This is a genomic window from Bradyrhizobium betae (assembly GCF_050632175.1).
Classification (GTDB): Bacteria; Pseudomonadota; Alphaproteobacteria; order Rhizobiales; family Xanthobacteraceae; genus Bradyrhizobium; species Bradyrhizobium betae_B.
In genome coordinates, this window is record NZ_CP192576.1 from 4,758,651 (window position 1) to 4,779,130 (window position 20,480).

The window sequence follows — 20,480 nt, forward strand, 5'->3', positions numbered from 1 at the left end:
TTATCTCACCTGTCTTGACGCTGCGGGATCATCCTCGCAACTGTGGACAGGATGCCGCACGCGTCCGCTGCTCGCCGTGACTGGAATCACGCTGGTGCGGGCGGCCGTGATTTTGTCGCTGGGGTGCTGGTCTTGTCAGGAATGTCCAGGTAACTCGCATCCCTCGTGCGGGTTCATTCCCATCGCCGAGCAGCACAATGTCCGCCGGCCGAAACCGGCCGCCGATCACATCTCGAGCGCAGGCCAATGTCCGTTGCCGGCTTGCCGTGCCAGCCAGTCCCTGTAATCTGGCAGGAACATGGAAGGGATGGGATCGATGGGAGGAGTTCTGGAGGGCGTGCGCGTCCTCGATTTCGGGCGCTATATCGCCGGGCCCTATTGCGCGACCATGCTGGCCGAATTCGGCGCCGAGGTCATTCGCGTGGAGAAGCGCGACGGCAGCGAGGATCGCTTCGTGGCGCCGGTCGGCGAAGGCGGCGAAGGCGCGCTGTTCCTTCAGGTCAACCGCAACAAGAAGTGCATCACGCTCGACCCGATGAAGCCGGAAGGGCAGGAGGTGATGCGCCGGCTGATCAAGACCGCCGATGTCGTCGTCGCCAACCTGCCTCCGCAGACGCTGCAGGCGATGAGGCTCGACTACGATTCCCTGAAGGCGATCAAGCCGGACATCATCCTGACGACGGCGACCGCGTTCGGCGGACCGGGGCCATGGTCCGACCGCGTCGGCTTCGACGGGGTCGGCCAAGTCATGTCGGGCTCGGTCTACATGACCGGCGCCGGCGACCCGCCGTATCGGGCCGCGGTGAACTGGGTCGATTTCGGCACCGCGCTGCATTGCGCGTTCGGCACGCTCGCCGCGCTGATGGAGCGGGCAAAATCAGGCCGCGGGCAGGTCGTCGAGGGCGCGCTGCTCGCAACCGCGCTGTCCTTCACCAATGCCACGCTGATCGAGCAGGCCGTCATCAAAGTCAACCGCGTGCCGACGGGGAATCTCGGCCAGACCGCAGCACCCGCCGACATCTACCGCACCAAAGACGGCTGGGTGCTGTGCCAGGTCACGGGGCATCCGCTGTTCAAGCGCTGGGCGAAGCTGATGGGCGAGGAGGAGCAGTGGCTGAACGATCCGCGCTTTGCCGATGACATCAGCCGTGGCAACAATGGCCCCGTCATCAGCGAGCGCATGGCGCGCTGGTGCGCCGAACGCACCACGCAGGAGGCCGTCGACACGCTGGGCAAGGCGATGATTCCGACCGGGCCCGTGCTGAGCCCGCAACAGGCGCTGGATCATCCCCACATCCGCGCCGCCGGCTTCCTGCAGGACGTCGATTATCCCGGCTTGCCGAAGCCCGCGCCGGTCGCCCGCGCCGCGGTCCGACTGTCGGAGACGCCGGGTGAAATCGCAAGCCGCCCGCCGACGCTCGGCGAGCATACCGATCTGGTGCTGGCCGAGCTCGGCTATGACCCAGCGGCGATCGCGGCGCTTCGGAAGGGCGGGATCATCTAGCGCAGTTGACCGTGGTTTTGGGATGCGCCGCTTTGCAGTGCGAACACGACCTAGATTTCGAGACGGGTGTCCAGCGTCCTCGCGTGAGGCAGAACCTGCCGCAATTCCTTATCGACGAGAGCATGTCCGCGGGCGCAGGCCTGGTCCATGTTGTAATATTGGTAGTCACCCAATCTGCCCGCAAACCATAGTTTTCCGCGTAACCGCCTGGCTGCATTGAAATACTTGTCCGCGATATCCTTCGTCGACCGCATTGGAATGGGGTAGTGCGGATCGGTCTTCCCCCATTCGTGAGGTCTCGGACTTTCCCGGACGATCACCGAGCTGCCATTCGCTTCACCGGTGAGCCATGCATATTCCGTACTTCGAATGTGCGATGGGCTGGAAGGAAGATTGATCGTCGGAAAAGGTTGGGCGAACGGCCTGTCGAAATGGACGTACTCAAAGTCCATGCTCCGGTAGGGCAGCATTCCAAATTCGAAGTCGTGGAAGTCATCGATCGCCCCTGTGTGGACCGTCGGCAATGCTTTCTGCGTCGGCGCTAAAGTTTCGTACTTCGTGCTCAGCTGGACGGAGATGTTGGGATGATCGAGCATTCGCCTGAAGAGTTCCGTGTATCCCTCGCTCGGAATTCCCTGGAAGCTATCCGCGAAGTAGCGCTCGTCATATGAAATTGCGACGGGCACCCGAGCCGCAACGGAGGCATCGAGCTCATCCAGTTCGCGTCCCCATTGTCGCCGTGAATAATTCCGGAATACGTTTTCCAGGATGAACTCAGCCAATTCCTGAAGCTGTCGATCCGATGAGGTCGCAAGACGACCAATCGGGACACGCGCGTCGATTCCGTACGTTTCGCTCAAGGCGTTCTTCAGTCGCTCCGCTCTTTCCGGAAGAAGCGTGTCGATGGCTCCGAACCCGAACGGCAGGGGTACGAGCGTTCCATCGATCATGGCTCCAACTCTATGCTGATATGAGCGCCAACTCGTGAAGCGAGAGAGAAAGCCGAAGACCGCAGGGCTGTTGGTATGAAAGATATGCGGGCCGTACCGGTGAACGAGTTCTCCGGTCGGTTCCCGGCTGTCGTAGGCATTGCCCGCCAGATGAGGTCGCTGGTCGATCAGCAGAACCTTGACGTCGAAATCCTCGGCCAGGCGCCGCGCGACTGTTGCTCCAGTAAATCCGGCACCGACAACAAGCCATTCGCGGAGTACTGACATTTCGAAGACTTATTGCTTATTTCTTAGGCGATGATGGCCTGTGTTCTAGTACTGTCATCGACAATTGAGAAAATGACGGTAGACAAAGGCCCGCTCATTCTTGAGAACGTAGGCACACAATGCTGTTTTAGTGGTTCGGCCGTCTTCATTGACATCCCGTTTCCGCACAGTCAATTTGTACAGGTAAATGAGGCTCTGTCGCCTGGCGGCGTAGCCGAAAATTGAGAATATTGAGAATTGAGTATGGGAATGCAGAAGGACGGCTATTGGGACCGTCGAAAGGTATTGGTAGTCGCGACGATTTCCGGCGTCACCGCTGCGATCTCATTGCCCGATAAATGGGTCAAGCCAGCGATAGAGTTGATTGCTTCCCCTGCTCACGCTCAAGCTTCTCCGCCCGGGAATACCAAGCCAACGCCGACCCCAACCGGCACGGGCACGCCAACCCCGACGGGAACCGCGACGCCTACAGGGACGCCAACTCCCACGGGAACGCCGACAGGAACCCCGACCCCCACCGGGACGCCAACAGGAACCCCGACTCCGACCGGAACGCCGACGGGAACACCAACGCCTACTGCCACGGTAACGCCAACTCCGACGCCGTAGTTTGAGGGCGTGAGGTCGATCCATAATGTCGGGGGACGCACTGGCGCTTTGGCTGATTTATGGTTCTGATCCCGAGCGGTCCCGGCAAGCTCCCCCTCCAAAGCTGTCACTTTCGGCCTCGCGATATCTCATCGATCTAGCCTGCGCGCACGGGGTGCTGCCGGCTGTACTGCGCAAGTTCGCGGAGTCTCACCCGGACGACCAGTTTTCTGAAGTTCGTCGGTACGCGCAGACACGAAGAGATATGGCGGCGGCCCATTCACTGGTGCTCCGGGCTCACGCGGACCTGCTGGAAACTTCCATGCAGGGCGTGCCAGGAGTCATGGTAAAGGGCCCGACCTTCGCGCGAGCGCTCTACCCAGCCCCGTTCCTGCGAACGTTTACTGATATCGATCTGCTGATATCGATCGACGCCAACAGCCGGGTCGCATCCATTCTCGAGTCTCTCGGATTCTGGCTGGCGCAGGAGTCGTCCGACGGAAGCGAACGAAAGTGGTTATCCCGGAACAACACAGGCGTGATGGTCGAGGTGCATACCAACTTGGTTCATGATCCCCGGATGAGACGCAAATGCTCGCTGGCCTATGAAGATATTGCAAGTGTGCCGCCGGCCGTTGGCTATCTGGTCACGGCTGCGCTTCACGGAGCCATCGATGGCTTTCGGCACTTGCGCCAGATCGTCGATGTTTGCCAGGCGGCGCGGCGCCTGCCACGTGGGGACGAGGGCGCGTTGGAAACGCTTCTCCTGCGCTCTCGGGCGCATTTGGCTCTTGCAGTCGGCCTTGAGATGGCATTCAGGCTTTTCAGGGAAGAGCGTTGCCGTGAACTCGCAGGAGCAGTTCCGGTGCCGGTGCGCAGGAGACGTGCGGTCGCCCTGATGCAGCGCGTGATAGGTGCCTCACCCTACAGCGACACTTCGTCGTCCTCGGCCGTGTGGAGACGCCGGGCATGTCGCGCCTTGTTGAGGAGTGCCTAAATGCCCGCCGGCGACAAGGGACAAGGTGCCGCCATCGTTTGGCAGAAGCGCAACGATTTCATTTCAGATGAAATTGATGGCGAGGCTCTGCTGTATTGCACGACGCAGCATGAGGTCATTCATCTGAACGAAACCGCGACGGTAATATGGAAGCTCTGCGACGGAACGCGCACGTCTGCGGACATCACCGATGTGCTGTCGGTTCATTATCCGGAGGCACGAGCCGAGATCGCTGCGGACGTTTCCGAAGCAATTTCATTCCTGTTGAAGCGTGGAACGATCGAACCTCTGCCACCGCTGCCCTGAGGTTTCCTGCCGCTCACAGCGAAGCAAATAATTTTCCGTAGCTTTCGGGCGCATACTGCTTTTCGAGAGATTTCCGCAGCAGGGGACCTAGTCGATCGGCGAGTTGATCGAAATGTCCGTAGGTCAGGAAGATTCCGGGAATGCGCCTCGCTAAGGCGGTGAGTGAAACAAAGCCGCCATCGGCAAAGTTGCGCGCGTTGAGGTTCGCCTCGACCAGGGCGGACGCGACCCCGGCGCGGCTCCCGAGCCTGAGCTCAAGGTCGCTTCCAGCGCTGAACTTGACGAACAGCAGCAGTGCACACCGAAGCCCGTGAGCCTGATCTGGGCTCGGGGGCCGAACGAGGTGATTGCTGCCCGCGGGGATGACCTTGGCGCCGGCGAGGTTGGGCAGCCGCCTTACGAACTCGTAGCTACCCGGTTTCATCACGAGCGCCCGGGAAAATCCCGATATCGCGGTGTCGTCCGATGCGAGCACGATCTCATCGGTAAGGTACTGAAAGCCCCGATCGACAAGCCAAGCGACCAGTGACGATTTTCCAGCGCCTGTCGGCCCAACGATGACGGCCGCGTTGGTCTGGAGCGCCACGGCTCCCGCATGTAGTACGATCGAACTCGAAACGTCCTCGATGAGGGCGGTTATGACCGCGTCCATGACAAGGCTCGTCACGTCCGCTCTGGGCACACCTTCAGAGCTGCCGTGAGCATCCGCCACCGTGAAGAAATTGTCCCTGTCCGACGTCACCAGGACCTGCTTCGAGAGCGGCTCTGACGATGCATCTTGAAGGTGATTGCCGAAGCTGATCTTGATGTCTTCCCAGAGAAGATCGGGGACGTCGATTGCGATCCGTTGGTCGCCGAGTTGGATGATGGCTCTGGGCACAATGCTCCACAAACGTTCGCTGTTGTTTCTGCTGGGTGCGATGCTAAAAGCCGGAGGGCAGTACCGCAAGCGTGCCGGAGCCCAAGGGATCGCGCTGCACAGGGGCTGCAGGCGAGGCTAGGGAATGATCTGGAATGGACGGCTCAGGCGTCAAACTCAGCATCGTAATGCCGGCTTATAACGAGGAAAGGACGATCGGGGCGGCACTCGACGAGGTTGTTGCGCAGGTTGTACCGGTCGTTCCAAGTGCGGAGATCATTGTCGTCGATGACGGCAGCGTGGATGCGACCGCAAGGATCGTGGCCGATCGAGCCGCGACCGACCCCAGGATCCGATACATTCACCAGGAGAATGCCGGGCACGGGCCGGCGGTTCATACGGGGCTTGGCGCAGCGCGCGGTGAGTCTGTTCTTCTGCTCGATAGCGACTGCCAGGTCGCGCTGAACGATTTCAGCGCTCACTGGCGCGAATTCGAGGGCAGGCAAGCAGTCTTGGGAGTTCGTGTGCCCCGGTACGATGGCTGGCACCGCACCGTTCTGTCGATGATGATGAAGGGCCTGGTCAGCGTCCTGTTTCGCGTGTCTCCGGTCGACGCGGGAACGCCGTTCAAGCTTGTGAGGATGCGGCATTGGATCGTCGCGAAGCAGTGGATAGATCCATCCAATCCGATACCTGCAGTTCTGCTTGCGATCTATCTGGTTAACAACGGCGGCGACGTCGTCCAAAGGCGTGTCGTGCATCGCCCGCGGCTTGGTTCGGCCTCTACTCTGAAGCCGATTCGCCTCTTCAAATTCTGCTCCAAGGGAGTTGCCGCCATTGCACGATTCAGACTTGCTGCATCGTGGAAATGAATTGAGCTTTCTGATGGGGACGTCCGCAAAATGCTGAGCCGGTCCCGACATTGCGGAGCAGGATAGTTTCCATGCTGGACCTCGTTCCGGTCGTGCAATGGTACGCGATGATCGGCGTGCTCACGCTCCTTGTATGGCCGATCAGCCGGAGCTTGTTTCCTCGGGGGCCGGCTGCGCATGGGCTTTTGCCCGGTGTGTCGCAGGGCCGCTCCTTGTCTACATTGCCTGGCTGATCTCGTCCTTCGGGGTTCTGAGCTGGGGCCTGCCGGCTCTTGCCGCTTCGCTGCTTTCTCTCGTCCTCGTCGCCGTGGCTCTGGTCTGGCCGCGCGGGCAGCTTCCGCGCGCGACTCTGCACTGGAAAAAGATCGTCGCCGGAGAGTCCGTCTATCTGCTGTTCTTTGCGGCGACCCTCCTGATCCGCAGTCTCAGGCCCGACATATTCGGGCTTGAGAAATTCACGAACTGGGCATTCGTCAATTCTCTCCTGCTCAGCCCGACGCTGCCTCCTCCGGACCCCTGGTTCGCAGGTGCAACTCTGAACTATTACTATTTCGGACACGCCGTTTCTGCCGGGCTGATCAAGCTTGCCCACATTCCCTCGGCGTTCGGTTACAATATCGCTTTTGCCCACATATTCGCGGCTCTCGGCATCGGAGCGTTTGAGCTGATCCGCTGGCTGGCGCGGCATCTTCCGCGACTAAGTCGGGGGCAGATCCATTTCATCGCATTCGCAGGCGCCTCTGCGCTGGTCTTTGGTGGAAATTCTCACTCGCTGATCTATGGCTGGATGCGGCCGCGGCTTCAAATGCTGGGCTGGATGTCGCCGCCCACCATGCCCTACCGCTTCACAAATTCCGTCAGGTTCATCGGTTATGATCCGCCGACCCTGGACAAGACGATCACGGAGTTTCCGGCCTACAGCGTCTATGTCGGCGATCTCCACGCGCACGTGCTGAATCTGCCGATCGTGATGTCGATGCTGCTGCTTGGTGCAGGTGTCTTGATGCACCGGCTTGCGCCCTCTCGCTCGCTGAAGGGGCCGGGCCGCTTTCGACGGGGGTGTGCTTACCTGGTTGCGTTCTGTCTGCTGCTGGCCTGGTCCGGCATGGGCAACACCTGGGACCTGCCGATCTATCTGGCCGTGCTCGGACTTGCGGTATCGGTGGCGGAACTGACCGAGGGGACCGGTCGTGCCAGAGCGATTGCGATTGGTGCGATCGTGGGCCTTGCATGCGCGATCTCTGCCATGTTGCTGGCATCACCGTTCTGGATTGACTTCCACTCCTTCTCTCGTGGTCTGACGCTGCCGCGCCATGCCTCACCCTTTTGGCAACTCCTTGCCCTCTACGGCGTGCAATATCTCGTAGGAGGTGCCGGTGCTCTCGCGGTGCAGGGCGCCTTCAGGGGCATTCCGCCCGAAGCGCGGCGCGCGCTCGTCTTCGCCGGCCTGCTGTTCGGGATGTCGCTGATGCTGCTGGCGGTACCTGAACTCGTTGCCGTGAAGGATATCTACGGCGACGAGTACCAGCGCGCCAACACGATGTTCAAGACGACCTATCAGGCCTATGTCATGCTGGGTATTGCAGCGCCGGTGGCGATTGCGGCGGTCCTCGCATACGGCCGCTCCGACACCGTGCGCCTGGCCTGGGGGATGCTGGGATGCGTCATCTTCGCGTTCTCGATCTCATACGGCTGGTTTTGTTACGATCAGGAATTGCGGCCGCGGCCGGGAAGATCGCTCTCGTTGAACGGTGACAGGTTTCTGGACGAACTCGCTCCCGGCGACGCGCAAGCTGTTCGCTATCTGCGCAATCATCCACCGAAGCCGGGCGAGTCCGTTCTTGAAGCCGCCTCCGACAGCTTCACCTATGGAGCCCGCATCTCAACGGCAACGGGCATTCCTACCGTGATCGGTTGGAAAGTCCATGAATGGCTGTGGCGGGGACTTGAAAAGGGCGTCGCGTCCCGCGGCGATGAAGTGGATCGCTTCTTCACTGGCGGCGATGATGCCTTTCGACGGCAATTTCTTCAACGCTACCATGTGCGATACGTCATCGTGGGAAAGTTCGAGCGCGAACGGTATCCGGCGCTCGATGAGGCGAAGCTGCTGAGTCTCGGCTCGGTTGTGCAGGATAGCAACAGCGGAACCGCAATCGTGGAAATCGATCGAGCCTCCCGCTAGATCGCGAGGTCTGATTTCCGCTTGGTGCGGCTCCACGAGCCTGCAGAGCCGCACCGGCGACGACATCCGTTTAAGCTGCGTTCGACGCCTTGGCGTTGACGCCCTTGCGCAAGGCCACCGTGTTCAGCTTGGTGTTGGCGGCCTTCTCTTCATTCAGGTTCGTGGTCAGGAAGCGCACGATTTCGTCGTGTCCGAGCTCTTCGGCCCAGGCGATCAGCGTGCCGTAGCGGCACATCTCGTAGTGCTCGACGGCCTGCGCGTTGGCGACGATGGCGGCGTCCAGCACGGCCTTGTCCTCGATCTCGCTCGCGGTCTCGTTGGCCTCCTTGATGATGCCGTCGATGGCCGGGCACTGCGTCCCGCTCGGCTCCTTGCCGAGCTTCGCGAAGGCCTTCTGGAGCCGTTCGACCTGCTTGTTGGTCTCCTCCAGATGGTTGGTGAGGCCGGCCACGAGGTCCCGGTTGGTGGCCTTGTCGATCATCGTCGGCAGCGCCTTCAGGATCTGCTGCTCCGCATAGTAGATGTCCTGCAGACCGTGGATCAGCAGGTCGTCCATCGATTTGATGTCCTTGGTGAAGAGTCCCATATCAATCATCTCCGTTTCGCAATGAAGGGAGTGGAACGTCGGCGGGCGGCTGTCGTTCCTATCCCGAAGCCGAACAGGGAGTAGCGACATGGCCGACGCACGTTTTGCCGAATTGCTGGGCCAGGCCGCCATGGACGTCTGGGGCGATATGCCGCGGGACATCCAGGAGGCGCTGTTCGAGACGGCGATGAAAGGCCATGCGGGGGAACGCGAGGCCCTCGCGCGGCTGCTGCACGATCGCCACCCGCGAACCGCCCATCCCGCCAAGCCGGCTTGACCTAGTTCGCGCTGAGCGCCGTCCTGGCGACTTCCGCCATCCAGCTGGACGCAACGGGCAGGATTGCGTCGTTGAAATCGTAGCGCGGGCCGTGCAGCTCGGCGCCGTCGCGCAATCCGCCGTTGCCGATCCAGACGAAGGCGCCGGGGCGCTTTTGAAGATAGAAGGCGAAATCCTCGCCGGCCATGCTGGGCGCGAGATCGCGCCGCACCTCGGCCTGCATCTTCTCGGCGGCGAGGCGCGCGAGGCCGGCTTCGTCAGGTGTATTGACCACCACGCCGACGCCCATGACAATCTCGGGCGTGACCTTGACGTCGAAGCTGGTGGCGATGCCGGCGCAGATCTGTTCGATCCGCGCCACCATGATGTCCTTCACGGCGTCGCGGTGATAGCGCAGGGTGCCGCCGATTTCGACGCGTCCTGCGATCTGGTTGCGCGCCTTGCCGCCTTCCAGCGTGCAGAGCGAGAGCACGGCGGTATCGAGCGGATCGACGCCGCGCGCCACGATCGATTGCAGCGCCACGATCAGATGGCCCGCCGCCATCACGGGATCGCGGGTCAGATGCGGCATGCCGGCATGTCCGGCGTGGCCCTCGATGGCGATGCTGACGCGTCCGCCGGAGGCCATGACGACGCCGTCATGCACCGCGATGGTGCCGGCAGGAAGCCCCGGCCAGTTGTGGAAGCCGAACACCCGCGTCATCGGAAAGCGCTCGAACAGGCCCGCGCCGACCATCGCGCGCGCGCCGCCGAGTCCTTCCTCGGCGGGCTGAAAGATGAAGTCGACGGTGCCGCTCCAACTGGTGTCGGCGGCCAGCAGCGCGGCCGCGCCGAGCAGCGAGGCGGTGTGCCCGTCATGTCCGCAGGCATGCATCACGCCGGGATTTTTCGAGGCGTAGCCAAGCCCGGTATCCTCGGTGATCGGCAGCGCATCCATGTCGGCGCGCAGGCCGACGCGGCCCTGCGCATGCCCGCGTGTCAAGGTCGCAACGACACCATGGCCGCCGATATCGGCCTCGAAGGGAATGCCGAGCTCGGTGAGCCTGTCCTGCACGAAGGCGGCAGTGGCCTTCTCGTGGAGGCCCAGTTCCGGATGGGCATGCAGGTGCCGGCGCCATTGGGTCAGTTTCTGATGCAGTTCGGGGGTCAAGGCGGGGGTCTTTCGCAAGGAGGGCCAGCTGCTGTCACCATAACCGATTGTATGGCCGCCGCACCCGGCGCCTTGGAATGCCTCGCGTGCAGCCACGCTGTCATGGCCGGGCTTGACCGGCCATCCACGTCTTGGTTTGCCGCATGAAGAAGAACGTGGATGCCCGGGACAAGCCCGGGCATGACGGAGTCCTACGGCGAAAGCTTCGCCAGCCCCTTCCAGTCGAAGCCGATGCCGTGGCCCGGGCGGCCCGGCGCCAGCGCCTTGCCCTCCTCGAGCACCAGCGGATGCTCGATATATGTGTCCAGCCCGAAGCCATGGGCCTCCAGATACGACCGGTTCGGGCAGGCCGCGAGCAGGTGCACGGTGATGTCGTGCGCGCCGTGGCTGGTCACCGGCAGGTTGAAGGCTTCGGCGAGCCGCGCGATCTTCATGAACGCGGTGACGCCGCCGCAATTGGTGACGTCGGGTTCGGGATAGGACACCGCGCCATTGGCGATGTAATTCTTGAACTCCCACAACGAGCGCAAGTTTTCGCCGGCCGCGATCGGCACGCCGCCGGCCTGCATGATGCGGGTGTGACCCGCGACGTCGTCCGGGATGATCGGCTCCTCCAGCCAGGTGAGGTCGTAAGGTACGAACGCGCGGGCGGCGCGGATGGCTTCCTCCACGGTCCACTTCATGTTGGCGTCCGCCATCAGCGGAAAGCCGTCGCCGAGATGCCGGCGCATGGCCGCGACGCGCGCGACGTCGGATTTGAGATCGGGCCGACCGACCTTCATCTTGATGGCGCGAAAGCCCTTGGCGAGATTGTCGTCGGTCTGCGCCAGCAGCGCCTCGACCGAGAGATCGAGGTCGATGCCGCCGGCATAACAGGGAACGCGGGCGTCGAAGCCGCCGAGCAGGCGGAACAGCGGCAGCCTGGCGCGCCGCGCCTTCAGGTCCCACAGCGCGATGTCGAGCGCGGAGAGCGCCAGCACGGCCGGCCCGCCGCGGCCGCCATAATGCAGACCCCACCAGACGTGATGCCAGATCGCCTCGGTGTCGTCGGCCTCGCGCCCCTCGACCAGCGGCGGAATCTCGCGCCTGAGGATATCAGCGGTCGCGCCGCCATTGCGCCCCACGGTGTAGGTATAGCCGACGCCTTCCGCACCATCCGCGTCGCGTACGCGGCAGGTGATCAGTTCGAACGCCGCGATCTCGCCATGCGTGGAGTCCGACAGCGTGACGGGGAGGGGGATCCGGTAGAGTCCGGACTCGATTGTCGCGATGCGTGCCATGTTTCCTCGCTGTTTTTCTTTTTTTCGTAGGGTGGGGGTTAGTCCTGTAGATGTGCGAAGCGCATCTGCAGGGCGTAACCCACCTCTTCTGTCGCCGCGGCAAGTAAAGAGGTGGATTACGCCTTCGGCTAACCCACCCTACAGCTTATCTCACCGCATCGTCGCCAGTTGCACGGCAAGCGCACACGCGCGGTCGTATTCGTCGAGATTGATCCACTCGTCGATCGTGTGCGCCTCGTTCTGGCCGGCACCGAAGGTCACGGTTGGAATGCCGTGGCGGACCATCCAGTTGGCGTCGAGTCCGCCATTCGCCGTGCGGACGTTCGGCGTGCCGCCGACCGCAGCCACCGCCTCGACCGCGCGCTTGATGACGGGCTGGCTGTCCTTCATGCGGAACGGAAAATAGTCTGTCTCGGCCTTGAACTTGACCTTGCCGGACTTGCCTTGCGCGTTGGTCACGCGTCTGGCAGCCTTCTCGAACGCGGCCTTGTAGGCCTTGGTGATCTCCTTGAAGAACTTGCCGTCATGGCTGCGGCTCTCGCCGCGCACATGGACGTAATCGGTGACGACGTTGGTGGCATCGCCCGCCGGGCGGCCTTCGCCGCCGGTGACGGGGCCGACATTGCTGGTGCCCTGCCGCGCGCTCGCGCCCTTGCCCTTCACGACCTTGCCGAACCAGCCGCCGGCCTGCACGTCGGCAAGCGCGAGCGACATGATCATGGTCGACGAGATGCCGCGCTCGGGCGCGACGCCGGCATGCGAGGCGCGGCCGAAGATTTCGACGCTCCAGCGGTCGGCGCCGACCGCGCCGATCACGACGTTGGAGGCCGAGCCGCCGTCATAGTTGAACGCCATCACCGGCGAGCCGAGTTCGTCGAGCTTGACGTGGCGCGCGCCGTAGAGCCCGCTCTCCTCGCGCACACAGAACAAAAGCGTGATCGGCGGATGATCGAGCTTCTGCTTTTCGAGCTCGGCCGCCAGCGTCACCAGCACGCCACAGCCGCAGCGGTTGTCGCCACCGAGCGCGGTCTTGGCTTCGTTCACGATCTTGCGGCCGGACTTCTTCGGCTTGGCGCCGGCGCACAGCGGCACGGTGTCCATGTGGGTCATGAACATGATGCGCGGCTGGTTATGCAGCGCGCCGCGGCCGGGCAGGTCGACGATGAGGTTGCCGGTCTCGGTCGGCACGGGAATGCGCGTGTTGGCGTCGTCGAGCCGGATCGCCTTGGCCGGCACGCCGCTCTCCTTCAGCGCGGCGGTGAGCTCCCGCCCGATCGCCGCCTCCTGTCCGGTCACGCCCTCGACGGCGAGAAAGCGCATGAGGCGGTCGGTGGCGGCTTTGGTGTCGACAGGCATGGCAGAGGTCCCTTGGATGCTGGTACGCCGCAGCATCCTTCGTGGAACAATCTTGTGCAAGTCTTCCGAGTGCTTCAAGAGCATGGCGGCCAGCCGTTGAGCGCAGTCGTCAACAGGAACAACGGAGGCCGGCCAGGCCGTCTCTACCAGACGCCGACGGTTTGCAGGAGCTGGGATTGGCTGAAGGGCTTGGGCATGAAGCGGGCATGTGGCGGGAATTCGTCGTCGGCTGGGCGTCGCTTTCCCGACATGAGCACGATCTTCACCGGCGGCCAGCCGTCGCACACTGCGGCAGCCAGCGCGAGTCCATCCATGGAACCCGGCATATCGATGTCGGTCAGGACGAGGTCCACGGCGTGTGCCCGCAAGATGGAGATTGCCCTGTCCGCATTGCAGACCGAGATCACCGTATGATCCGCCTGCTGCAACCCGAGCTCGACGTCCAGAAGGATCAGCGGCTCGTCTTCCACAAGTAGTATTTTCAACACAGGGCTCCCATCTGCTGTGGACCCAAGTGATGAAGACCAGGCTTGTTCCCTGGCCATTCAATGATGAACACCGACTTTGAGTTTGCCTGCGCGATTAAGTCATTGACCGCGCCCGGCTGGTGCGCAATGGAGCTTTATGGACCACGACTTCAGAGCCGATATCGACGCCATCGATGCCATTGCGGCGGTCCCGACGATTCTCGCGGTCGTGTCTCAAGTCACGGGGCTGGGATTCTCGGCCGTGGCTCGCGTCACAGGGGATCGCTGGGTCTGTCTTGCGGCCAACGACCAGGTCGGGCTCGGCCTTGGCGCCGGCGGCGAGCTCAAGGTCGAAACGACGATCTGTCACGAGGTACACCAGGCCCGTGAGGCTGTTGTGATCGATCACGTCGCCCAGGATGCGTGCTACGCGAACCATCATACGCCGGCGATGTACGGTTTCCAGTCCTACATCTCGATGCCGATCTTCCTTGCGGACGGAAGCTTTTTCGGAACGCTCTGCGCCCTCGATCCGGAGCCGGCGAAGCTGAAAAATCCCGGCGTCATCGGCATGTTCCGGCTGTTCGCCGACCTGATCGGCGTTCATCTCGATGCCGCAAGGCGCGTCGCGACGGCCGAGGCAAATCTGTTGGACGCCAAGGCCGCCGCAGAATTGCAGGAGCAGTTCATGGCGGTGCTGGGTCATGACCTGCGCAATCCGCTTGCCGCGATCGCGGCCGGCTCGCGCCTCCTCGCAAGGACGCCGCTCGACGAAAAGGCGAAGTCCCTCGTCGCCATGATGGAAACCAGCACCATCCGCATGTCTTCGCTGATCGAAGATGTCATCGATCTCGCGCGCAGTCGCCTCGGCGGTCGAATGTCGTTCGCACCGTCGATGGAGCCGCTGGAACCCTTGCTCAAGCAGATCGTCGACGAGATGCGCGCCACGCATCCCCAGCGGCGGATCGAAGCCGAGTTTGCCATCACGAAGCCGGTCTTCGCCGACCGCCAGCGGATTGCCCGTCTGCTTTCGAATCTTCTCGGCAACGCCCTCAGCTACAGCGCAGCTGAGACCCCCGTGTTCGTGCGTGCGCAAACCTACGGTAGTTTTTCTCTTTCGGTCATCAATCGGGGACCGGCCATTCCCGCGGCCACGCTGGGCAAGCTGTTCATGCCATATGTGCGCGGGCGGGATGCCGGTAATCAGCAAGGACTGGGGCTAGGGCTCTTCATCGTGTCGCAGATTGCTTCGGCCCACGGCGGCACCATCGATGTGACCTCGACGGACGATGAGACCCGCTTTACTTTTCAAATGCCGCTTTTGATCGACGAGCGAGCCTTGGGCGCCGCTGCTCCCTCAGCCTCGTAGAGCTGTCGGTCCGCAAAGGCTGTCGGTCCCTCACATTCGCCGCGCGGAAGGCTTAATTCCGGCCATCCGAGGGGGTCTTGCCGGGCTGGGTACTGCTCGGCGGGTCGGATGCCGGAAAACTGTCCTTCAACCCCTTATCGAGAGCGTCGTCGGCCTTGTCGACGCGCGGGTCCTTCCGGGCCGGATCAGCGTGCTTGTCAGCAGGCGCAGGATCGAATTTTTCGGCCATTTGGCGCTCCTCGGTTGCACGCCAACGCAAGGGTCCCAACTGCGTTCCAAATCATTGCTGATCGCCCGAGCTTTCAAGCGCTTAAGGTGGACGACCCAATCGCCCGCGTCGGCGACGTGTAAGCCAGGAAGATCAGCACGCCGACGAAAAGCGCCGCGGCCATGAACAGCAGCACCGCCGGCAGCCCCGCGAACGCGGCCACCGCGCCCGTGGTCGACTGCATCAGCGCGGTGCCGAGAAAGAAGGCGAGGTTCACCGCGGCCAGCGCCTTGCCCGCGGTCTGCGCGTCGACCAGTTGCCGGCACATGCCGAACAGCAGCGGCTGCGCCGAGGTCGCCAAGCCGATCAGCACGAACAGGACGAGATCGTATTGCGGCGGCATGACCGGCAGGCCGAACAGCCATGCAACCGCATAATGCGGCGCGCCGAGCGCCAGCAACGCCACCAGCAGGGCCGCGATCGTGTGCGTGCCGGCCACCAGCTCGCGGCGGCGGCCGATTTTGCGGTCGATCATGCCCATGCACAGCGGGCCCGCGATCATCGCCAGCGTGTACGCGCCGAGCAAATTGCCGGCCTCGACCCGCGTCAGGCCCTTGACCTGCATCAGCCACGGCCCGCCCCACAGGCCCCGCAGCACCAGCGAGGTCGCAAGCGACACCAGCGCGAGCGCGATCAGCCCGCGCAGCGGGCGCGACAGGCCGAGGCGCAGCACCTCGATCATCTGCGACAACGGCGAGGACTCGTCCTTGTGCTCGGCCTGCTGGTTCGGCACCAGCGCGAACACCGCGAGCGCCACCGCGACGCCGCCGAGCGCGGCGATCCAGAACCCGGCGCGCCAGCCGTAATGATCGACCACGAAGGCGAGCGGGCTCGACGACAGCAGCATACCGATATTGCCGATCGAGAGGATCGCGCCCGACCACAGCCCGAACCGCGCCGCCGACAATTGCTTGGCCGCCAGCGTCATCGGGCACATCAGCATGCCCGAGGTGGCGATGCCCAGCAACAATTGCCCGACCGCAAAGCTCTCGGGCCCCGTCGCAAAGCCCGACGCGATGGCGCCGGCCACGGTTCCCGCGAGCAGGCTCAGCGACACCGGCCGCACGCCAAAGCGATCCATCGCTGCCCCGACCGGGATCTGCGACGCTGCAAAGGCGAAATGATAGACCGAGGTCAGGCTCGCCAGCGCCTGCGGCTCCATGTGGAAATCCGCCGCCATCAGGTCGAGGCTGAGCGCCGGGATGGTGCGCAGCAAGGTCGAGAGCATGTGCCCGCAGGCCAGCGCAACGAGCGCAAGGATCAGCGCGCGGGTGGCATCGCCCGCGTCGTCGGTGGTGGCAGTCATGAGCGGCCCGTCCCGGGAAGGTTTCGGGTGGGGTACATGATTGCGGCGGGCGTGCCAACCTCGATAGCTGTTGGCCGAATGCAGGGCCGCGTTGCTGCGCAGAGCCGGGACCCAGGATGCGAACAGACCGGGAGAAGCCAAATGGATCATTGATGGCTCACAACCGGCAGCGTAATCACCACTCCATCCTTCCTGGCAATAAACCGGCTTCTTTTCGTTCAGCAGCCTCCGCGTCTCGCCGATCTACTTCAGCTCCAACAGCAGGCTTTCAGCTCGATCCAACAGCGAATGAATCTGCCTCCGCTCGTCGATCGCCTCGCTGGAGAAGAAGCCGTGCTTGAGCGCATTCCGGTTTCCGAATGGTGCTCCGGATCCCGCCGTTCCACCATGCATGCGGCAGCGCGTCTTGCCGAGCAACGCCGGCGCACGGCAATGGCCGCTGCTGCGTGTTCGCGCGCCGCAGCGCGGACTCGCCTGCATCGCCGCGGTGTTGCGGGCGTGGCTCATGCGGTGATGGCCTCCGCATCCGTCAGGCCGGGCTGCGCGGCGACCAGGCTCGCATGTTGTGTGAAATGGCCGACGACGGCCCGGCCACCATCCTGCACCGACAGATTCTGCACCGTGATCGCACACGCGCCGTTGCTGCGATGACGGTTCAGGGCCTCCATCTGGGCTGCGAAGGTACGCGACAATCGAGTCATTGCGCGCGTGAGGCTCTCCTGCTGCTGCACGTCGTCGGTGCAGGCGAGGCGACAGGCGCAGCGCATCGCCGCGACGTGGATGCTCACCATCTGCGCCGCCAGCATGGACTCGAGCGAGTCCTTCGGCGCGATGCTTTTCAGCGTCGAGACCATGAAGGCGAGGTTGCCCTGGTCTGGCCTCCGCGCAACCGCACTGGCTTTCGTCAACTGGCTCAGCAGTCCGTGCAGCGCGTCGCGATCGACGGCGCCCAATGCCTCGGCCAGCAGCGATTCGCCGGCTCGCGGATCCGGATGCTCGATCACGATGCGCCTGCGGCGCAGCTTGACCTTTGGGCTTGCGATGATCGGGGCGCGATCGCTCGTCGCGATTGCCGTTTCGCCATGTGTCGGTAGTGTCGTCATGCGATGTGTCCTTTGCCGGCGCAGGCGCGCTAAGCCTCGCGGCGAGCGAAGCCAGTCGTGCGCCTGCCGTCGCGGCGGTTGCGTTTCTTTGGATGTCGATGAGGGGCTTACGCGCACAGCCGGGTCGAGGCCCCCTTGACCGGGACGGCATCCCACACCGGCGATTGTTGCGATGATGCCATTCTGCTCCTGTTTTGCCCGACGTGTCAATGCAGTTTCGGGATACACGAAGTCACTGCCACGCAACTCATTGTTTCGACTGGCCTCGGCTACTGTGCATGGGGTTGTTTTCGCGCTTTGTCTGGATACCGGCGCTCGCGTACCGCGCGACGGAATGCGGGACACTCCGCAGCCGGAAATGCGATTGCCAAAATCGGCGCGGTCGCTATTCATGATCGGCGAACGCGCCGCATAACAACAAGCACGGGTGGCGCGGAGGTCTGGGGAGAGAACCAATGCAACGAACGGTCCGCCTGCTGGCAGTCATCGCAGGATTATGCGCTTGCGCGCCGTCGACACAGGCCCTCGCGCAAAAATATCCGACGCGGCCGGTCAAGATCATGGTCGGCTTCAGCGCGGGCGGTCCGGTCGATGTCGTCGCACGTATCGTCGCCGACCGCTTGAGCAACAAGCTCGGGCAGGCCTTCGTGGTCGAGAACCGCGCTGGCGCCAACGGCATGATCGCGGCCGAAGGCGTGGCGCGCGCGGACGCGGATGGCTACACCATCCTGGCCTGCAACTCGTCCACCATCACGCTCAACAAGACGCTGTTCAAGGACGCCCGCTACGACCCGATAGGCGATTTCGCGCCGCTGACCACCGTCGTGTCGGCGCCGCTCGTCCTCGTGGTCAACCCCGAGAATCCCAAGACCGCCGACATCAAGACCGTGGCCGATCTCGTCGCCGCCGCCAAAGCCAGGCCAGGCGAACTCGCCTACGGCTCCGGCGGCAACGGCAACCTCGCGCATCTCGCCATGGAGCTGCTTAGCCAGAAGGCCGGCATCAAGCTGATCCACGTGCCCTATCGTGGCGGCGCGGCCTCCGAGGTCGGCCTCCTCGCGCAGGAGGTGCTGGCGGTGTTCGATCCGCTCTCCGCCGTGCCGCTGGTGAAGGCCGGCAAGCTGCGTGCGCTCGCGGTGTCCTCCGCCGAGCGGCTGCCGTCGCTGCCTGACGTGCCGACCGTCGCGGAAGCCGGCTATCCCGGCTTCGACCTGTCGTTCTGGGTCGGCTTCTTCATGCCGAAGGCGACGCCGGCGCCGATCCTGGAGACGCTGCATCGTGAGATCGTCGCCGCCGCCAAGGATCCGACGATGCAGGAGCGGCTGGAGACGCAGGGCGTCGTCAGCGTGCTCAGTCCAACCGAGTACGCCGCCAAGATCGCAAAGGAGACCAGGGAGCTTGCCGAGGTGGTGACGGCCGCGAACATCAAGGTGGAGTAGGCGGATGGCGGCGTCACGACGGGCGGACGGCGTTACGCCTTGGGAAAATCCCTGCGCATCGCAATCTCGGCGGCATCGCCCGGCGACAGCACGGTCTGCTCGAACGCGGCTTGCGGCCCCGTCATGATGTCGTACAGCGAAATGCCCTTGATCGGCTTGTCCATGAGTTCGCGGACGCAGTCGGCGAGCGTGCCGTTGTAGACGAGGTAGGGCGGACCCCGGTCCTTCTGTCTCTCGCCCTTCAGCGACGGCCACTTCTTCAGTTCGGCCGGCGCGTCATAGGCGATTGGCGATCCCTCTTTGAACATGTGCTTGATCCCGCAGCTAGGATGGCCGGGAATCCTAGGGCCGACGGGTAAACACACGTTAAAGAATTAGTTAGAATCAGCCGGCAACGAAGGCGAGCAGGGTGCCATTGGCCTTGGCCGGCGGCACGCAGATCGCAGCGCCGCTACGCAACGAAGCCGAGCCCAGCGCCTTTTCGGTCGCTGCGAGATCGCCGCTCACCAGCACCAGCGCCGCGCCGCCGCGCTCGGAGAGACCAGCGAGCGGAACGCCGGGATAGCGTTTGCCGAGCTGGTCCAGCGTCAGATAGACGAAGTCGGCACGATCTCCGCCGGAGGGAACGGTGACCGCGCCGTCGGCCTCGTTGTTCGGCTCGCGGTCGATCAGCCGGCCGAGATGCGCGGCTTCGTTCGCGGGCTCCGGCGTTGCGATCAGCGCCTGCTTGATCCGCTTCGCCGCATTGGCATGCGTCATCAGTTCGGGGATCCACACGGTGTCGCGGGTCTTGTGCTGGCAGGCGAAGATGCGCACGCCGCCGGGGGCCTCCGCGGTCGGCCACATGAAAGTGCGGAACTTGGCTGCCGACACCGTGCCATCGGGCAACGTAACGGGACGTTCGAAATCGGTGGGGCCGATGGGCGCAAGGCCGCGTGCGCGGATCTCTTCGGCGCCGGCAGCGGAATCGACCGCGGTGAAGGCGATGCGTTCGATGCCTTCGCCGCGCTTGTCGAGGAAGGCGCGTGCCGGCGCATTGTGCTCGGTCGCGGCCAGTACGCCGAGCAGCTCCATATAGTCGGGGTTGAACATGATGGTGTAGTTGCCGGTGCCCATATGCGCGCTGTGGGTGCCGCGCGGGGATAGGGTGAAGCCGAGCTGGCGATAATTCTCGGCGGCCTTGTCGAGGTCCCGAACCATGACCACGGCGTGGTCGATACCGATGATGTTCTTGAGGGCCACTGTGATTTCCCCGGATGCAAACTGACTCATAGAGACTGACTTGGTCCGCATGAGCGGACGCTGGCCCTGTGTACGCCGGATAGGCGGTCAAGTCATTTTCAAATCGTCGGCA

21 protein-coding genes are annotated in these 20,480 nt (G+C 63.4%); 8 read left to right on the forward strand and 13 right to left on the reverse strand.

The window, feature by feature from the left end:
* The first annotated feature begins 316 nt into the window (after positions 1-316).
* Positions 317-1,504, forward strand: coding sequence for a CaiB/BaiF CoA transferase family protein (locus tag ACQ86E_RS22965; RefSeq protein WP_431201930.1), 1,188 nt, complete (start codon positions 317-319; stop codon positions 1,502-1,504).
* Between the two features lie 50 nt (positions 1,505-1,554).
* Here the strand turns inward: ACQ86E_RS22965 and glf are convergent, their stop codons facing one another.
* Entirely contained in the window at positions 1,555-2,721 is a 1,167-nt protein-coding gene (gene glf / locus ACQ86E_RS22970) for a UDP-galactopyranose mutase (RefSeq protein ID WP_431201931.1), read from the reverse strand.
* 634 nt (positions 2,722-3,355) lie between these two features.
* Here glf and ACQ86E_RS22975 point away from each other — a divergent pair.
* Entirely contained in the window at positions 3,356-4,306 is a 951-nt protein-coding gene (locus tag ACQ86E_RS22975; protein ID WP_431201932.1) for a nucleotidyltransferase family protein, read from the forward strand.
* A complete protein-coding gene (locus ACQ86E_RS22980) occupies positions 4,307-4,612 on the forward strand; it encodes a PqqD family protein (RefSeq protein ID WP_431201933.1) in 306 nt (101 codons plus the stop codon). It begins immediately after the preceding gene.
* Positions 4,613-4,625: 13 nt separating this feature from the next.
* Here ACQ86E_RS22980 and ACQ86E_RS22985 read toward each other — a convergent pair whose 3' ends face one another.
* On the reverse strand, positions 4,626-5,492 hold the full coding sequence (locus tag ACQ86E_RS22985) for a hypothetical protein (RefSeq protein WP_431201934.1): 867 nt from the start codon (positions 5,490-5,492) through the stop codon (positions 4,626-4,628).
* A gap of 134 nt (positions 5,493-5,626) precedes the next feature.
* On the opposite strand from ACQ86E_RS22985, the gene ACQ86E_RS22990 reads away from it, so the two are divergent.
* Positions 5,627-6,343 (forward strand): glycosyltransferase family 2 protein, encoded by a 717-nt coding sequence (locus ACQ86E_RS22990; protein ID WP_431201935.1) that lies wholly within the window; start codon positions 5,627-5,629, stop codon positions 6,341-6,343.
* Positions 6,344-6,476: 133 nt separating this feature from the next.
* Positions 6,477-8,525, forward strand: a complete 2,049-nt coding sequence (locus ACQ86E_RS22995; protein WP_431201936.1) for a DUF2298 domain-containing protein — start codon at positions 6,477-6,479, stop codon at positions 8,523-8,525.
* Positions 8,526-8,595: 70 nt separating this feature from the next.
* Here ACQ86E_RS22995 and ACQ86E_RS23000 read toward each other — a convergent pair whose 3' ends face one another.
* Entirely contained in the window at positions 8,596-9,111 is a 516-nt protein-coding gene (locus ACQ86E_RS23000; protein ID WP_431201937.1) for a ferritin-like domain-containing protein, read from the reverse strand.
* Between the two features lie 88 nt (positions 9,112-9,199).
* Here ACQ86E_RS23000 and ACQ86E_RS23005 point away from each other — a divergent pair, with 88 nt between their 5' ends.
* Entirely contained in the window at positions 9,200-9,388 is a 189-nt protein-coding gene (locus ACQ86E_RS23005) for a hypothetical protein (RefSeq protein ID WP_431201938.1), read from the forward strand.
* A gap of 1 nt (position 9,389) precedes the next feature.
* Here ACQ86E_RS23005 and ACQ86E_RS23010 read toward each other — a convergent pair whose 3' ends face one another.
* From ACQ86E_RS23010 to ACQ86E_RS23025, 4 genes are all read right to left on the reverse strand, one after another.
* Positions 9,390-10,538 (reverse strand): amidohydrolase, encoded by a 1,149-nt coding sequence (locus ACQ86E_RS23010; RefSeq protein WP_431201939.1) that lies wholly within the window; start codon positions 10,536-10,538, stop codon positions 9,390-9,392.
* 191 nt (positions 10,539-10,729) lie between these two features.
* Positions 10,730-11,818: a mandelate racemase/muconate lactonizing enzyme family protein gene (locus ACQ86E_RS23015; RefSeq protein ID WP_431201940.1), complete on the reverse strand. Its 1,089-nt coding sequence runs from the start codon at positions 11,816-11,818 to the stop codon at positions 10,730-10,732.
* 150 nt (positions 11,819-11,968) lie between these two features.
* Positions 11,969-13,174: a M20/M25/M40 family metallo-hydrolase gene (locus ACQ86E_RS23020; protein ID WP_431201941.1), complete on the reverse strand. Its 1,206-nt coding sequence runs from the start codon at positions 13,172-13,174 to the stop codon at positions 11,969-11,971.
* Positions 13,175-13,317: 143 nt separating this feature from the next.
* Complete coding sequence (locus tag ACQ86E_RS23025; RefSeq protein ID WP_431201942.1) at positions 13,318-13,644, reverse strand: response regulator; 327 nt, start codon at positions 13,642-13,644, stop codon at positions 13,318-13,320.
* A 154-nt stretch (positions 13,645-13,798) separates the two neighbouring features.
* On the opposite strand from ACQ86E_RS23025, the gene ACQ86E_RS23030 reads away from it, so the two are divergent.
* Positions 13,799-15,010, forward strand: a complete 1,212-nt coding sequence (locus ACQ86E_RS23030) for a GAF domain-containing sensor histidine kinase (protein ID WP_431201943.1) — start codon at positions 13,799-13,801, stop codon at positions 15,008-15,010.
* Positions 15,011-15,062: 52 nt separating this feature from the next.
* Here the strand turns inward: ACQ86E_RS23030 and ACQ86E_RS23035 are convergent, their stop codons facing one another.
* From ACQ86E_RS23035 to ACQ86E_RS23050, 4 genes are all read right to left on the reverse strand, one after another.
* Complete coding sequence (locus tag ACQ86E_RS23035) at positions 15,063-15,239, reverse strand: hypothetical protein (RefSeq protein ID WP_431201944.1); 177 nt, start codon at positions 15,237-15,239, stop codon at positions 15,063-15,065.
* 73 nt (positions 15,240-15,312) lie between these two features.
* Complete coding sequence (locus ACQ86E_RS23040; protein WP_431201945.1) at positions 15,313-16,584, reverse strand: MFS transporter; 1,272 nt, start codon at positions 16,582-16,584, stop codon at positions 15,313-15,315.
* A gap of 243 nt (positions 16,585-16,827) precedes the next feature.
* The gene (locus ACQ86E_RS23045) at positions 16,828-17,091 is read right to left on the reverse strand and encodes an HGGxSTG domain-containing protein (RefSeq protein ID WP_431201946.1); all 264 of its coding nucleotides are present in this window, start codon (positions 17,089-17,091) and stop codon (positions 16,828-16,830) included.
* On the reverse strand, positions 17,088-17,687 hold the full coding sequence (locus ACQ86E_RS23050; RefSeq protein ID WP_431206537.1) for a hypothetical protein: 600 nt from the start codon (positions 17,685-17,687) through the stop codon (positions 17,088-17,090). The genes ACQ86E_RS23045 and ACQ86E_RS23050 overlap by 4 nt, the downstream gene beginning before the upstream one ends.
* A 455-nt stretch (positions 17,688-18,142) precedes the next feature.
* Between ACQ86E_RS23050 and ACQ86E_RS23055 the strand changes: the two genes are divergently transcribed.
* Positions 18,143-19,126: a Bug family tripartite tricarboxylate transporter substrate binding protein gene (locus ACQ86E_RS23055; RefSeq protein ID WP_431201947.1), complete on the forward strand. Its 984-nt coding sequence runs from the start codon at positions 18,143-18,145 to the stop codon at positions 19,124-19,126.
* 32 nt (positions 19,127-19,158) lie between these two features.
* Here the strand turns inward: ACQ86E_RS23055 and ACQ86E_RS23060 are convergent, their stop codons facing one another.
* The gene (locus ACQ86E_RS23060) at positions 19,159-19,434 is read right to left on the reverse strand and encodes a hypothetical protein (protein WP_431201948.1); all 276 of its coding nucleotides are present in this window, start codon (positions 19,432-19,434) and stop codon (positions 19,159-19,161) included.
* A 76-nt stretch (positions 19,435-19,510) separates the two neighbouring features.
* Positions 19,511-20,368 (reverse strand): VOC family protein, encoded by an 858-nt coding sequence (locus ACQ86E_RS23065; RefSeq protein WP_431201949.1) that lies wholly within the window; start codon positions 20,366-20,368, stop codon positions 19,511-19,513.
* Positions 20,369-20,480 lie beyond the last annotated feature (112 nt).